This window comes from Alcaligenes ammonioxydans (assembly GCF_019343455.1).
Taxonomy (GTDB): domain Bacteria; phylum Pseudomonadota; class Gammaproteobacteria; order Burkholderiales; family Burkholderiaceae_B; genus Alcaligenes; species Alcaligenes ammonioxydans.
In genome coordinates this window covers 2,435,837-2,448,003 of sequence record NZ_CP049362.1, presented here as the reverse complement: position 1 = coordinate 2,448,003, position 12,167 = coordinate 2,435,837, and the positions used below count along the sequence as shown (strand labels likewise).

Genomic DNA, 12,167 nt, shown 5'->3' with positions numbered 1-12,167 from the left:
CTGCCGTGTTTCTTTCGGTATGCTGGACAAGTCGATCACCAATTTGTGGAGAGCGTGTGATGCATGTGTTTTACCTTAGCAAGCAAGATATTGATAAGTTGTTGCCCTTGGTGCAAGCGGCGTTACAAGCTGATCGTGGTGGACAAGTCGGCTTCACGAATGAGGAGTTGGCCTTGCGTTCAGCGCTGGAAAAGCTGCCTGACCCCAAATTGTCCGAACTCTTGGCCGGCGCGTTGGTGGACCCAGGCCGCAGTGCAGTTGGCCTGGCTGATGAGGATTATCGGGAAAATCTGCTGGCCTTGGAGACGTTTGACAGCACCTATGTCCTGGCTCAGTTAATGGATAACTATGCACGCTTGCCTGGTTTTTTTAACTGTCTGGAGTTTTAGTCCGATGCGCAAAAATGGCCCTTTGAAGGGCCATTTTTTTGGGGGGGCTCTTTATGACCGTGTTGACGCTGTCAGCCTGCGTGGCTCCGTTTGCGGCCCTGTTTTTGTCGGACCCGTACCACAAGCACCCATGTTGCTTGACGTGGCGCCTTAATCCTGTTTTTGTTACGTCCATGTCCAATGTGTCGACTGTGGAAGCAGTCGGTTCTTTGTTTCATTGATTGGGCGGCTCGCCGTCTCTGGAGAAAAAGATGTTGTTAAACAAATGTCGTCGTACCTTGGTGGCGTGTGCGCTTGGTCTGGCTTTGGCGCCGGCAGTTTCCCAGGCCTGTACTCGCGCTGTTTTTCTGGGTGACAACGGGCAGGTGATTACGGGCCGTTCCATGGACTGGAAAAGGGACGTCGGGACCAACCTCTGGATCTTTCCGCGTGGTGCCAAGCGTACTGGAGAGGCTGGGCCGGCTTCCATTGAATGGACATCAAAGTATGGCAGTGTGATTGCCTCTGGCTACGATATTGCATCGACCGACGGCGCCAATGAAAAGGGCCTGAACGTCAATCTCTTGTGGTTGCCGGAGTCGCAGTTTCCCACCCCGGCAAAGGGCGACAAGACCTTGAGCTTGTCTTTGTGGGGGCAGTATGTGCTGGATAATTTCGCAACGGTGGCAGAGGCAGTCGCTGCGCTGGAGAAAACCCCCTTTGTTGTGCTGACCGACTCCCTGCCCGACGAGGATCGTCTGGCGACCTTGCATCTGTCGATGTCGGATGCCTCTGGTGACAGCGCAATTATCGAATATATCGATGGCAAGCAGCGCATTCATCACAGTCGCCAATATCAGGTCATGACCAACTCGCCCACCTTTGACAAGCAATTGGCGATCCGGGATTACTGGCAGGACGTGGGAGGGCTTAATTTGTTGCCCGGAACGAGTCGGGCGGCCGATCGCTTTGCACGCGCGTCGTTTTACATCAATGCAGTGCCGCGCAATCTGAGCGATGACAAAGCGGTTGCCAGTGTCTTGAGCGTGATTCGCAATGCCTCGACGCCTTACGGTATGACGGTTCCCGATCAGCCGAATAACTCATCGACCCGCTGGCGCACGGTGTTCGACCACCAACGCAGCTTGTATTATTTTGACTCGGTTCTGTCGCCTGGCGCTTTCTGGCTGGATATGAAGAAGGTGGATTTCTCCGCCGAAACTGGCAAGGTGATGAAGCTGGATCTGGGGCCTGAGCAAAGCACGGTTTACATGGGTGAAGTGCTGGAGCATTTCAAGCCTTCCCAGCCTTTCCGTTTTCTGTCCGTGAAAGCACCTGCTATTTAAGACGGTTGGACACAGACTTCTGTGTCCAGCTGAGTAGGCGGCACTAGAAAAAAGGGGTAGGGCATGTAGGACATGAAAACGAGTCATGTTCAGCTGTTATGCTATGCCCCGTCTTGATTTGTTAAAGCTGTTGTTGAATGACCTACGTAGTAACGCAAGCCTGTATTCAGTGCAAGTACACCGATTGTGTGACGGTGTGCCCCATGGACTGTTTTTTTGAAGGCCCCAATTTTCTTGTTATTCACCCTGATGAGTGCATTGATTGCTCCATCTGTGTGGCAGAGTGCCCAGTGGGGGCGATTGTCAGTGATCAGGATGTCACGCCCGAGCAGCAGGTGTATGTGGAACTGAACCGCAGCTTGAGCGCACATCCAGCCTGGAGGCGCATCACTGAACAAAAAGCGCCGTTGCCAGACCATGAGTATTGGGCAAGCCAGCCCGACAAGTTGGCGCTATTGAAAAAAGACTAATCGGCGTGCGAACGCCCGGGGGAGCGCTGAAAGTACCAGACCGCCAGCGCAGCCATTGCCAGTAGCACAGTACAACTGGCCAGCACGGCGACATAGCCTCGGTCGAAGGCATCGCGAGCCAACTCCGCCAATCCGAAGGCCTGCTCTTGTGGCAGGTTCTCCGTTATCAACAGGGCCTGATCCAGGCTGTCGTAGGCCAGGGGATGAGCGCTCAATGTCTCGGGCAAGATCAGGCTGGCGCTATAAACGAACGACAGCAGGCTGCCCATGAGGGTCACGCCCAAGGCGCCGCCCAGTTCATACGACATTTCTTCGACAGAGGCCACCATCCCGGCACGTGAGGGGGGCACACTTTGCATGATGGTGCTGGAGGCGGCAGTCATGGCCGCGCCTATACCCAGACCCAGCATGACCAGGCTGATTACCTGCAAAAACTGGGCACTGTTGTGCCAGAGCAGGTAAGCCGCCATGCCTGCCGCTGCCAGGCTTAGGGAGCCGATCAGCAGACGCTTGCTGCCAATAACCATCAGCAAACGACCTGCCAGGGGACCGGCCAGGAAGGCGGCCAATGGCAAGGGAATAATGGCCAGACCCGCCTGCAGCGGCGAGAAGCCCAGTACCAGTTGGAGGCGTTGGCTAAAAACGAGCTCCATGCCAATCAGGGCGGCCGAAGCGCTCAGGGCGGACAGAACAGCCGTACTGAGCGTGGCATTTTTGAACAGGGCAAAATCCAGCAAAGGAAAGGGACTGCGATTTTGCTGCCGGACAAACCAGCCCAGAAAGAGGACGCCGACCACCAGGGCTCCCGCTGTCAGTCCCCAATCGGTATAGAGCTTGCCCATTTCCTTGATCGCCAAGGTACTGGCAACCAGCCCCACCATAATCAGCACGGAACCTTTGATATCCCAGGGTCGGGAACTGTCCGGCGTGGAACGCGGCACCAGCAGCCAGCCCATGGGCAGGGCGATCAGTACGATAGGGACGTTGATCAGAAAGACCGAGCCCCACCAGAAGTGCTCCAGCAGAAAGCCCCCCAGGACCGGTCCAAAGGCCGCGCCGCCCGAGGCGATGGAGGACCACACACCAAAGGCCACTGCGCGTTCACGCTCATCGTGAAAAGTGATGCGAATCAATGACAACGTGGCGGGCATCATCATGGCGGCAGCCACGCCCAGAAATGCCCGTGCCGCGATCAGAAAGGCCGGGTTGGGGGAATAGGCCGCTGCTACCGAGGCCACTCCAAACATGGCCAGACCAGACAGAAACAGGCGCTTATGGCCGAGACGATCTCCCAGCGTGCCCATGCCAAGCAGCAGGCCAGAGACGACCAGCGCGTAACTGTTAATGATCCAGAGCTTGTCGGAGGCCGACGCCTGCAGGTCATGGGTCAGCCGGGGAAGGGCGGTGTAGAGCACCGTCATGTCCACCACAATCAACAAGAGTGCCGCCGATACAATGGCCAGAATCAGCCAGCGACGGCCGGGGGACAAGGGAACGGGTGAGAGGTGACGGTGAGTCGGACTGTGCAGCATAACAACGCAAAGGAGTGGCAAAACCCGTATGATCCATCAATATTATCAACCGACAAAGTTGATTAGCATCGATGGAATAGATACATGGACTGGACACTGGAACGTATTCGACACTTTGTGGCCGTAGCAGAGACGGGCTCCATGACGCAGGCGGCCAAAGACCTGGGCAAGGTGCAATCAGCGGTCAGCACCTCTATCGCCTTACTGGAGGCAGACCTGAATCTGGCCCTGTTTGACCGTTCGCGCAGAACCTTGAGCCTGACCGTTCCGGGTGAAATCATGCTGTTGGAGGCCAAAGCGCTGCTGCGTCAGGCCGACGTGCTGAACCGGCGTGCGCTGGATTTGTCGCAGGGGCAATCTGCCCGGCTGGAGATCAGCCTGGATGAGGCCTTGCCCCAGGAGCCCCTGCGCCTATTGCTCAAGGAGCTGGCAGAACGTTGGCCGGGCTTGGAGTTGACGATCTGGAATGGCACCGCCTCTGAAGTGATCGACTACATGAATGAGGGGCGCTCGGATGTAGCGCTTCAATTTGATCGCGGCGCTGACGTGACATCCTTTGCGCAACGGTATATTGGGGCTGTCCCTCAGGCAATCTGCGTGTCGCGAACTCATCTCTTGGCGGGTCAGGACCAGGTCAGCCGCAAAGAGCTGACTGCGCACAGACAGTTGCTGATTCACATTGAAGGCATGGAGCAGACGGTCGTCAGTCCCAGCGTCTGGCGTTCAGACAGCTTTTACGTGATTGCCGATATGGTGGCGGATGGTCTGGGCTGGGCGATATTGCCGCTTAATATTGCCGAGTATGAAAACCTGCGCAACAAACTGGCGCAATTGCATTGCCAGGAGATGATGCTGCCCCCCTTGCCAGTGCGAATGTTGTGGCGGCAAGGGCAATCTTTGCCGCCTGCGGCCCTGTGGATGCAGCAGCGCCTGTCGGAGCTGCTGCCGTAGTTTTGCCTAGCAGGTGGCCGAGTGGCTGGGGTGGGAAAGTTGACCCGTGGCCCAGCGTTGTACGCCGTCCCAGATATCGTTGGCATGATGAACGGTCAGATCCGCCTGCCAGGTACCGATGCTGTCGTCACCTGCGCAATAGCCGTAGGCAGCAATCATGGTTGCCATGCCGGCAGCCCGGCCTGCCTGAATGTCACGTAGATCATCGCCTACATACAGACAGTCTGCAGGTGCGAAGCCGGCCTTGCTGGCGGCATGCAGCAAGGGCTCCGGGTGCGGCTTGGTGTGTTGCGTGGTGTCGCCACCTACTGTGACTGCGCAAGTCTCTTCCAAGCCCAGATGACGAATCAGGGGCAGAGCCAGGTATTCGAGCTTGTTGGTGACAATACCCCAGGTATAGCCAGCTTGTTCTAGCTGGCTGAGCATGGGAGCCACACCGTCGAACAAATAGGTCAGCTCCGTCATGTGATCGTGGTAATCCTGCAAAAACTGTGCCCTCAGTTGCGCATAGTCCGGATGATCGGTGTTGATATCCAGTGCTACCTTGAGCAGACCACGGGCGCCGTGCGAGGCGTAGGGTCGCAGGGCATCGTACGGCAGTTCAGGCAGGCCTCGTTCCTTGCGCATGCGATTGGCGGTAGCCGCCAGATCGGGAGCAGAGTCGGCCAGGGTGCCGTCAAAATCGAATAGAACCAGTTTATTCATAAGGGCTTAGCGTTGGCGGCGGCTGGCCAGCAGGTAATTGACGGAGGTGTCGTCCGACAGACGATAGTGCTCGGTAATCGGGTTGTATTCCAGGCCTTTCAGGGCCAGTGCGTCCAGGCCGCTGCGACGGGCCGAGGAAATCAGTTCGCTGGGCTTGATGAAACCTTCGTAGCTGTGCGTGCCTTTGGGGATCAGGCGCAGCAGGTATTCGGCCCCCACGATGGCAAACAGAAAAGATTTGGGATTGCGGTTAAGGGTCGAGAAAAACACCCAGCCACCGGGTTTGACCAGCTTGGCGCAGGCCGCAATGATGGAGCCGGGGTCTGGGACATGTTCCAGCATTTCCATGCAGGTGACAACGTCAAAGCGGCCAGGATGCTGATCGGCCATGTCTTCAGCGCTGATCATCTCGTACTTGACCGGCACACCCGACTCCAGGCTGTGCAGACGGGCAATTTTCAAGGAACGCTCAGCCAGATCAATGCCGGTGACTTCGGCGCCCGACTGGGCCAGGCTTTCGGACAGAATCCCGCCTCCACAACCGACATCCAATACCTGTTTGCCAGCCAGGGAGCCGGTGTAGGACAGAATCCAGTCCAGACGCAAAGGGTTGATGGCGTGCAGCGGTTTGAATTCGCTGTCAGGGTCCCACCAGCGAGATGCCAGTGCACTGAATTTATCGATCTCTGCCGGATCGACATTGACGTTAGTGACGGTGGAAGCGGTCATGGCTCATCCAAAAAAATTAAGGCCCCGCAAAAGCGGAGCCTTAATTGTAGCCTTAGCTACAGAAATACGTGGTGCAGCAAGAATTACTTGCGGTTGCCCACGATTTCGATTTCTACGCGACGGTTTTGAGCGCGGCCTTCGCGGGTCTTGTTGGACGCCACGGGGTTAGCTTCGCCCTTGCCTTCGGTGTAGATACGGTCAGCAGGAACGCCCTTGTTGACCAGGTATGCTTTAACAGCATTGGCACGACGCTCGGACAACTTCAGGTTGTAAGCTTCGGTGCCGATCGAGTCAGTGTAACCGGTAGCAATCAGGGTTTCCAGATCGATGGACTGAACAGTGTCAGCCACTTGATCCAGAACCTGGCGACCTTCTGGCTTGATGGTGGATTTATCAAAGTCGAAGAAAGTGTCAGCGTTCAGAGTCACTTTAGTGACGGTAGGAGCGACGACAGGAGCTTCGGGGGCTTGGGCAACGGGCACACCGTCACAACCTGGAATACCCGTAGCAGGGGTCCAGAAGTTGTTGCGCCAGCACAGTTCGTTGGTGCCGTTTTTCCAAACGTCGCCAAACGGGTTGCGCCAGTTGTTAACTTCGCCGGACTCTTGTGCGGAAACTGCACCGGTAGCCGATGCGGCGGCAATGGCGAGTACAAGTGCGATTTTGGAGGGTTTGTTCATATTTCTCCTCGTTGAGCTGATGCTGTTAAGTGACCGCAGCGAACCCCTGCCGCTGATTAACGGAACCAGTATAGCAATCCTTTGCACGGAACAAAGACTTGCTTGCGCTGGGTTTCATGCGTGTTAGGTCGAATCTTAAGACATTTCGGCCACATGCGTGAGGGGGACGGGGAACGATTCGCGAACTTGCGTGGAATTAGGCTTGTTCTTTCCTGTTATTGTTGGTTTTAGGCAACAGGATAAGGGCTGGCCGGATGAGCGGATCGGTGGCCGATACGATTCATGAATGACGGTTTTTTGATGATTCACCGCTTTCAATCGCTGATCGCCGGGCCTGTCGCCGCGCCACGCTGCGTCCCCCTATGTGAAAGTGCTAGAATTTCCTCTTGTCCGTTTACGGCTGGCTTACTGCTTAACCCATATCTATAAAGAATTGACCTATGGATTCCTTTGCCAAGGAGACGCTTCCCGTTTCGCTTGAAGAGGAGATGCGCCGCAGCTACCTCGATTACGCCATGAGCGTGATTGTGGGCCGTGCTCTTCCCGACGTGCGAGATGGTTTGAAGCCCGTGCATCGACGTGTTCTGTTCGCCATGCATGAACTCAATAACGACTGGAATCGTGCCTATAAGAAGTCGGCTCGTATCGTCGGTGACGTGATCGGTAAGTACCACCCGCATGGTGACTTTGCCGTCTATGCCACTATCGTGCGTCTGGCGCAGGACTTTTCCATGCGCTACACCCTGGTCGATGGGCAGGGCAACTTCGGTTCCATCGACGGCGATAACGCCGCGGCCATGCGTTACACCGAAATCCGCCTGGCCAAGATTGCTCACGAGTTGCTGGCTGATATTGACCAGGAAACCGTGGATTTCGTGCCCAACTACGATGGCAGCGAAAAAGAGCCGGCCCTGTTGCCTTCCCGCCTGCCCAATCTGCTGGTTAACGGCAGCTCCGGCATTGCCGTGGGCATGGCGACCAATATTCCGCCGCATAACCTGGCCGAAGTGGTCAACGGCTGTCTGTACTGCCTGAGTCATCCCGAGTGCACAGTAGATGAACTGATTGAATACATACCGGCTCCTGACTTTCCGACCGGCGCCATCATCTACGGCATGTCCGGCGTGCGCGAAGGCTACCGTACGGGCCGTGGCCGCGTCATCATGCGCGCCAGCACGCACTTTGAAGACATGGAAAAGGGCAACCGTCAGGCCATCGTGGTCGACGCCATTCCTTATCAGGTCAACAAGAAGTCGCTGCAGGAACGCATTGCCGAACTGGTCAATGAAAAGCGCATCGAGGGTATCTCCGATATTCGCGACGAGTCTGACAAGGACGGGATGCGCCTGGTGATCGAGCTCAAGCGTGGCGAAGTGCCGGAAGTGGTGCTGAACAATCTCTACAAGAATACGCAGCTGCAAGAAACCTTCGGGATGAACATGGTGGCCCTGGTCGATGGCCAGCCCCGTTTGCTCAACCTGAAGCAGTTGGTGGATTACTTCCTGAGCCACCGCCGTGAGGTGGTCACACGTCGTACCGTATTTCAGTTGCGTAAGGCACGCGAGCGCGGCCATGTGCTGGAAGGCCTGGCTGTGGCCCTGGCCAATATTGATGAGTTCATTGCAATCATCAAGGCCGCCCCGACTCCTCCGGTCGCGCGCGTCGAACTGATGGCTCGCTCCTGGGATTCCGGTCTGGTGCGCGAGATGCTGGCGCGAGCCGACACCAGCGCCATTGTGGGTGGCCGGCAGGCTTATCGTCCTGATGATCTGGGCGACGAGTTCGGCATGAGCTCGGACGGCCTGTATCGTCTGAGTGACGTGCAAGCTCAGGAAATCCTGAACATGCGCTTGCAGCGCTTGACGGGCCTGGAGCAGGACAAGATTGTTCAGGAATACCGTGAGGTCATGGACAAGATTTCTGATCTGCTGGACATTTTGTCCAACCCCACCCGTGTGTCCGCCATCATTGGCGACGAGCTGATCGCGGTGCGTGACGAGTTCTCGGCCACCGGCAAGGACGTTCGTCGTTCGCAAATCGAACACAACGCCACCGAGCTGGATACCGAAGACTTGATTACCCCTATGGATATGGTGGTTACGCTCTCGCATACCGGCTATATCAAGAGCCAGCCGCTGTCCGAATACCGGGCACAGCGTCGTGGTGGCCGTGGCAAGCAAGCTACCGCCATGAAAGAGGACGACTGGATCGACAAGCTGTTCATCGCCAACACGCACGATTACCTGCTGTGCTTTTCCAATCGGGGCCGTGTGTACTGGCTCAAGGTCTGGGAAGTGCCTCAAGGTTCGCGCAACTCGCGTGGCCGTCCCATCGTCAATATGTTCCCTCTGGAAGAGGGCGAGAAGATCAACGTGGTGCTGTCCGTCAAGGAATTCAGCGAAGATCAGTTCGTGTTCATGGCGACCTCGCGCGGCACGGTCAAGAAGACCCCGCTGTCCGACTTCTCCAACCCTCGCAAGGCCGGCATCATTGCTGTGGGCCTAGACGAGGGCGACTACCTGATCGGTGCTCAACTGACCGACGGTGTTCATGACGTCATGTTGTTCTCCGATGCAGGCAAGGCGGTCCGCTTTGATGAAGGCGATGTGCGCCCAATGGGCCGTGCGGCTCGCGGTGTGCGCGGCATGACGCTGGAAGAGGGCCAGTCTGTGATCGCCTTGCTGGTGGCCGAAGACGAAACCCAATCCGTGCTGACTGCCACCCAGAACGGTTTCGGCAAGCGCACCCCGATTGGCGAATACACCCGTCACGGCCGTGGCACCAAGGGCATGATTGCCATCCAGACCTCGGCTCGTAACGGCAAGGTTGTGGGTGCCGTGCTGGTCCGTGAAACCGACGAAATCATGCTGATTACCAATGCGGGTGTGCTGGTCCGTACTCGTGTGGCGGAAATTCGCGAGATGGGTCGAGCCACTCAGGGTGTCACCTTGATCAGCGTGGATGACGACAGCGAACTCTCTGGTGTGTATCGCGTGGTGGAGACCGATGACGAGGTGGACGCCGAACTGGCCGATCAGGCTGAGCAGGCGCAGGCTCCAGACAGTCTTGAGCAGGATAATCAATCTGATGCCGCCCAAGACCAGGCGGACTCTTCCGGCGAGGAAAACGAGTAATGCGTGTATGGAATTTTTCGGCGGGCCCCTCGATGCTGCCGTTGGAAGTGCTGGAGCAAGCCGCCGCTGAAATGACGGACTGGCATGGCACGGGCATGTCCATCATGGAGATGAGTCACCGCAGCAAGGACTATATGGGCGTGCGCGACGAGGCGGAAGCCGATTTGCGTGCCCTGTTGTCCGTGCCGGATGACTTTGCGGTGCTGTTTGTTCAGGGCGGGGCGCAGGGCCAGAATGGCCTTCTGCCCTTGAACCTGATCCAGCGCAATGGCAGTGGCAAGGCTGACTACGTGCTGTCGGGCAGCTGGTCAGTCAAGTCCTGCGAGGAGGCCCAGCGCTATGGCGACATTCATGTTGCCGGCACCAGTGGGCAGGCCTGGCAGGATCAAGGCAAAGAGTGGGCTCCCTGGACCTGGTTCCCTGAGCCCTCTCAATGGGATGTGCGCCCCGATGCCGCTTACTTGCACGTCTGTACCAATGAAACCATTGGTGGCGTGGAGTTCAACGATATTCCCAAGCTGGATGTGCCCGTTGTTGCTGACGTGTCCTCCAATATCTTGTCCTGCCCGATTGATTTCTCGCGTGTGTCCGTCGCCTATGCCGGCGCGCAAAAAAATGCAGGCATGTCGGGCATCGCCCTGATGATGATACGCAAGGACTTGCTGGGGCACGCCATGGATCTGTGCCCGTCGGCGTTCAACTACGCCAATATTGAAAAGCAGCAGTCCATGTTCAACACGCCGCCCACCTACTCGATCTATATGGCGGGCCTGATGTTCAAGTGGCTGGAGCGCCAGGGCGGCGTAGCTGCCATGCAGGCGCGTAATGCAGCCAAGGCTCAAGCCCTGTACGGTTTTCTGGATGCCTCCGAGTTCTACACCAACACCGTGCATCCTGCGTACCGCTCACGCATGAATGTTCCGTTCCTGTTGCGTGATCAGTCTTTGGATTCCCTGTTTCTGGAACAGGCCACGGCCGCGGGTTTGACGTCCCTGAAAGGACACAAGAGCGTGGGCGGCATGCGTGCCTCGATCTATAACGCCATGCCGCTGGAGGGCGTGCTGGCACTTATCGAATTCATGACTGATTTTGAACGACGGAATGGCTAATACCTTAACTGAGCGCCTGCTCCCTTGGCGCAATCGTATTGATGAGCTGGATCGCCAGATCCTGGAGTTGCTTAACGAGCGTGCTCGTGCGGCTTTGGAAGTGGGCAAGATCAAGCAGGACTTCAATACCGAGGAAGTCATCCTCAAGCCCGAGCGCGAAGCCCGTATTGTGCGTCGTCTGCAGTCTGAAAACGGTGGGCCTTTTACGTCCGCTGCGGTCGAGGCCGTATGGGGACAGATCATCTCTGCCTGCCGGGGCCTGGAAAGCGTATTGCGCGTGGCCTATCTGGGGCCCCAAGGCTCTTTTTCGGAACAGGCTGCCTATGAGCATTTCGGTCATGCTCTGGACGGCCTGCAATGCGACTCCTTTGATGAGGTGTTTCGCAGTGTGGAGGTCGGTCAGGCGGAGGTAGGCATGGTGCCGGTTGAGAACTCCACCGAAGGCGCCGTGAATCGCACGCTGGATCTGTTGCTGAACTCGCCCCTGCGTGTTTTGGGTGAGCGCTCGATTCGCGTCCACCACAATTTGCTGACCAAAAGCGGCACGATGGAAGGTGTGACGCGCGTCATGGCGCACCCCCAGGCTTTGGCCCAGTGTCAGAACTGGCTGCAAAAGCACTATCCGCAGCTTTTGCGCGAGGCAGCCTCCAGCAATGCCGAGGCCGCCCGCATTGCGTCCAGCGATCCTACCGTGGCCGCGATTGCCGGTAATACCGCCGTCACTGCCTGGAATCTGGGTGTCGTGGAGGCGGGCATTCAGGACGATCCGCATAACCGCACGCGTTTCCTGGCAATTGGCAACATCGAGTCCTTGCCCAGCGGCAATGACAAGACCAGTATCATTCTGGCCGTACCCAACCGTGCAGGCGCCGTTTACGACATGCTCTCTCCCCTGGCCGTGCATGGGGTGTCCATGACCCGCCTGGAGTCGCGTCCTGCCCGGACAGGCCAGTGGGAATATTATTTTTACGTAGATCTCATTGGTCATCGCGACGAGCCTGCCATGGCTGCTGCGCTGGCAGAGCTGAAGAAACAAGTCGCTTTTTTCAAAATTCTGGGCTCATACCCTGTAAACGACTTTTAAGCATCCAAGACACGACGGGTCTGGGCGGGGAAGCGTTCCCGCCCACGGTCAGCTTGCCC

The 12,167-nt window shown here is 57.2% G+C and carries 11 protein-coding genes; 7 read left to right on the top strand and 4 right to left on the bottom strand.

The window, feature by feature from the left end; genetic code table 11:
• Nucleotides 1-59 precede the first annotated feature (59 nt).
• The 3 genes from FE795_RS11265 (at nucleotide 60) to fdxA (ending at nucleotide 2,184) form a co-directional block, all read left to right on the top strand.
• Nucleotides 60-389 carry a hypothetical protein gene (locus tag FE795_RS11265; protein ID WP_003799117.1) on the top strand — a complete coding sequence of 110 codons (330 nt, stop codon included), beginning with the start codon at nucleotides 60-62 and terminating at the stop codon, nucleotides 387-389.
• A 251-nt stretch (nucleotides 390-640) separates the two neighbouring features.
• Nucleotides 641-1,714, top strand: a complete 1,074-nt coding sequence (locus FE795_RS11260) for a linear amide C-N hydrolase (RefSeq protein WP_003799119.1) — start codon at nucleotides 641-643, stop codon at nucleotides 1,712-1,714.
• A 137-nt stretch (nucleotides 1,715-1,851) separates the two neighbouring features.
• The gene (gene fdxA, locus FE795_RS11255; RefSeq protein ID WP_219234928.1) at nucleotides 1,852-2,184 is read left to right on the top strand and encodes a ferredoxin FdxA; all 333 of its coding nucleotides are present in this window, start codon (nucleotides 1,852-1,854) and stop codon (nucleotides 2,182-2,184) included.
• Here fdxA and FE795_RS11250 read toward each other — a convergent pair.
• Nucleotides 2,181-3,716 carry an MFS transporter gene (locus FE795_RS11250; protein ID WP_131070694.1) on the bottom strand — a complete coding sequence of 512 codons (1,536 nt, stop codon included), beginning with the start codon at nucleotides 3,714-3,716 and terminating at the stop codon, nucleotides 2,181-2,183. The genes fdxA and FE795_RS11250 overlap by 4 nt on opposite strands.
• A gap of 84 nt (nucleotides 3,717-3,800) precedes the next feature.
• On the opposite strand from FE795_RS11250, the gene FE795_RS11245 reads away from it, so the two are divergent.
• Nucleotides 3,801-4,667: a LysR family transcriptional regulator gene (locus FE795_RS11245; RefSeq protein WP_131070693.1), complete on the top strand. Its 867-nt coding sequence runs from the start codon at nucleotides 3,801-3,803 to the stop codon at nucleotides 4,665-4,667.
• Between the two features lie 6 nt (nucleotides 4,668-4,673).
• Here FE795_RS11245 and gph read toward each other — a convergent pair whose 3' ends face one another.
• The 3 genes from gph to ompA form a co-directional block, all read right to left on the bottom strand.
• The gene (gene gph, locus FE795_RS11240; protein WP_219234927.1) at nucleotides 4,674-5,372 is read right to left on the bottom strand and encodes a phosphoglycolate phosphatase; all 699 of its coding nucleotides are present in this window, start codon (nucleotides 5,370-5,372) and stop codon (nucleotides 4,674-4,676) included.
• Nucleotides 5,373-5,378: 6 nt separating this feature from the next.
• Nucleotides 5,379-6,101 (bottom strand): bifunctional 2-polyprenyl-6-hydroxyphenol methylase/3-demethylubiquinol 3-O-methyltransferase UbiG, encoded by a 723-nt coding sequence (ubiG, locus tag FE795_RS11235; RefSeq protein WP_003799127.1) that lies wholly within the window; start codon nucleotides 6,099-6,101, stop codon nucleotides 5,379-5,381.
• 83 nt (nucleotides 6,102-6,184) lie between these two features.
• On the bottom strand, nucleotides 6,185-6,781 hold the full coding sequence (ompA, locus tag FE795_RS11230; RefSeq protein WP_003799131.1) for an outer membrane protein OmpA: 597 nt from the start codon (nucleotides 6,779-6,781) through the stop codon (nucleotides 6,185-6,187).
• Nucleotides 6,782-7,221: 440 nt separating this feature from the next.
• Here ompA and gyrA point away from each other — a divergent pair, with 440 nt between their 5' ends.
• Genes gyrA through pheA form a run of 3 tightly spaced genes read left to right on the top strand, consistent with a single transcriptional unit; the run spans nucleotide 7,222 to nucleotide 12,108 of the window.
• Nucleotides 7,222-9,915 carry a DNA gyrase subunit A gene (gyrA, locus tag FE795_RS11225; RefSeq protein ID WP_131070691.1) on the top strand — a complete coding sequence of 898 codons (2,694 nt, stop codon included), beginning with the start codon at nucleotides 7,222-7,224 and terminating at the stop codon, nucleotides 9,913-9,915.
• Nucleotides 9,915-11,024, top strand: a complete 1,110-nt coding sequence (gene serC / locus FE795_RS11220; RefSeq protein WP_003799135.1) for a 3-phosphoserine/phosphohydroxythreonine transaminase — start codon at nucleotides 9,915-9,917, stop codon at nucleotides 11,022-11,024. The genes gyrA and serC overlap by 1 nt, the downstream gene beginning before the upstream one ends.
• Nucleotides 11,017-12,108 (top strand): prephenate dehydratase, encoded by a 1,092-nt coding sequence (gene pheA / locus FE795_RS11215; RefSeq protein ID WP_003799136.1) that lies wholly within the window; start codon nucleotides 11,017-11,019, stop codon nucleotides 12,106-12,108. Before serC ends, pheA begins: the two co-directional genes overlap by 8 nt.
• Nucleotides 12,109-12,167: the final 59 nt, after the last annotated feature.

What these genes read in the sequence shown, in the direction of transcription:
- pheA (WP_003799136.1), top strand. Translation starts at nt 11,017, where the DNA reads ATGGCTAATACCTTAACTGAGCGCCTGCTCCCTTGGCGCAATCGTATT.
- FE795_RS11260 (WP_003799119.1), top strand. Translation starts at nt 641, where the DNA reads ATGTTGTTAAACAAATGTCGTCGTACCTTGGTGGCGTGTGCGCTTGGT.
- FE795_RS11245 (WP_131070693.1), top strand. Translation starts at nt 3,801, where the DNA reads ATGGACTGGACACTGGAACGTATTCGACACTTTGTGGCCGTAGCAGAG.
- ompA (WP_003799131.1), bottom strand. Translation starts at nt 6,781, where the DNA reads ATGAACAAACCCTCCAAAATCGCACTTGTACTCGCCATTGCCGCCGCA.
- serC (WP_003799135.1), top strand. Translation starts at nt 9,915, where the DNA reads ATGCGTGTATGGAATTTTTCGGCGGGCCCCTCGATGCTGCCGTTGGAA.
- fdxA (WP_219234928.1), top strand. Translation starts at nt 1,852, where the DNA reads ATGACCTACGTAGTAACGCAAGCCTGTATTCAGTGCAAGTACACCGAT.
- gyrA (WP_131070691.1), top strand. Translation starts at nt 7,222, where the DNA reads ATGGATTCCTTTGCCAAGGAGACGCTTCCCGTTTCGCTTGAAGAGGAG.
- ubiG (WP_003799127.1), bottom strand. Translation starts at nt 6,101, where the DNA reads ATGACCGCTTCCACCGTCACTAACGTCAATGTCGATCCGGCAGAGATC.
- FE795_RS11265 (WP_003799117.1), top strand. Translation starts at nt 60, where the DNA reads ATGCATGTGTTTTACCTTAGCAAGCAAGATATTGATAAGTTGTTGCCC.
- FE795_RS11250 (WP_131070694.1), bottom strand. Translation starts at nt 3,716, where the DNA reads ATGCTGCACAGTCCGACTCACCGTCACCTCTCACCCGTTCCCTTGTCC.
- gph (WP_219234927.1), bottom strand. Translation starts at nt 5,372, where the DNA reads ATGAATAAACTGGTTCTATTCGATTTTGACGGCACCCTGGCCGACTCT.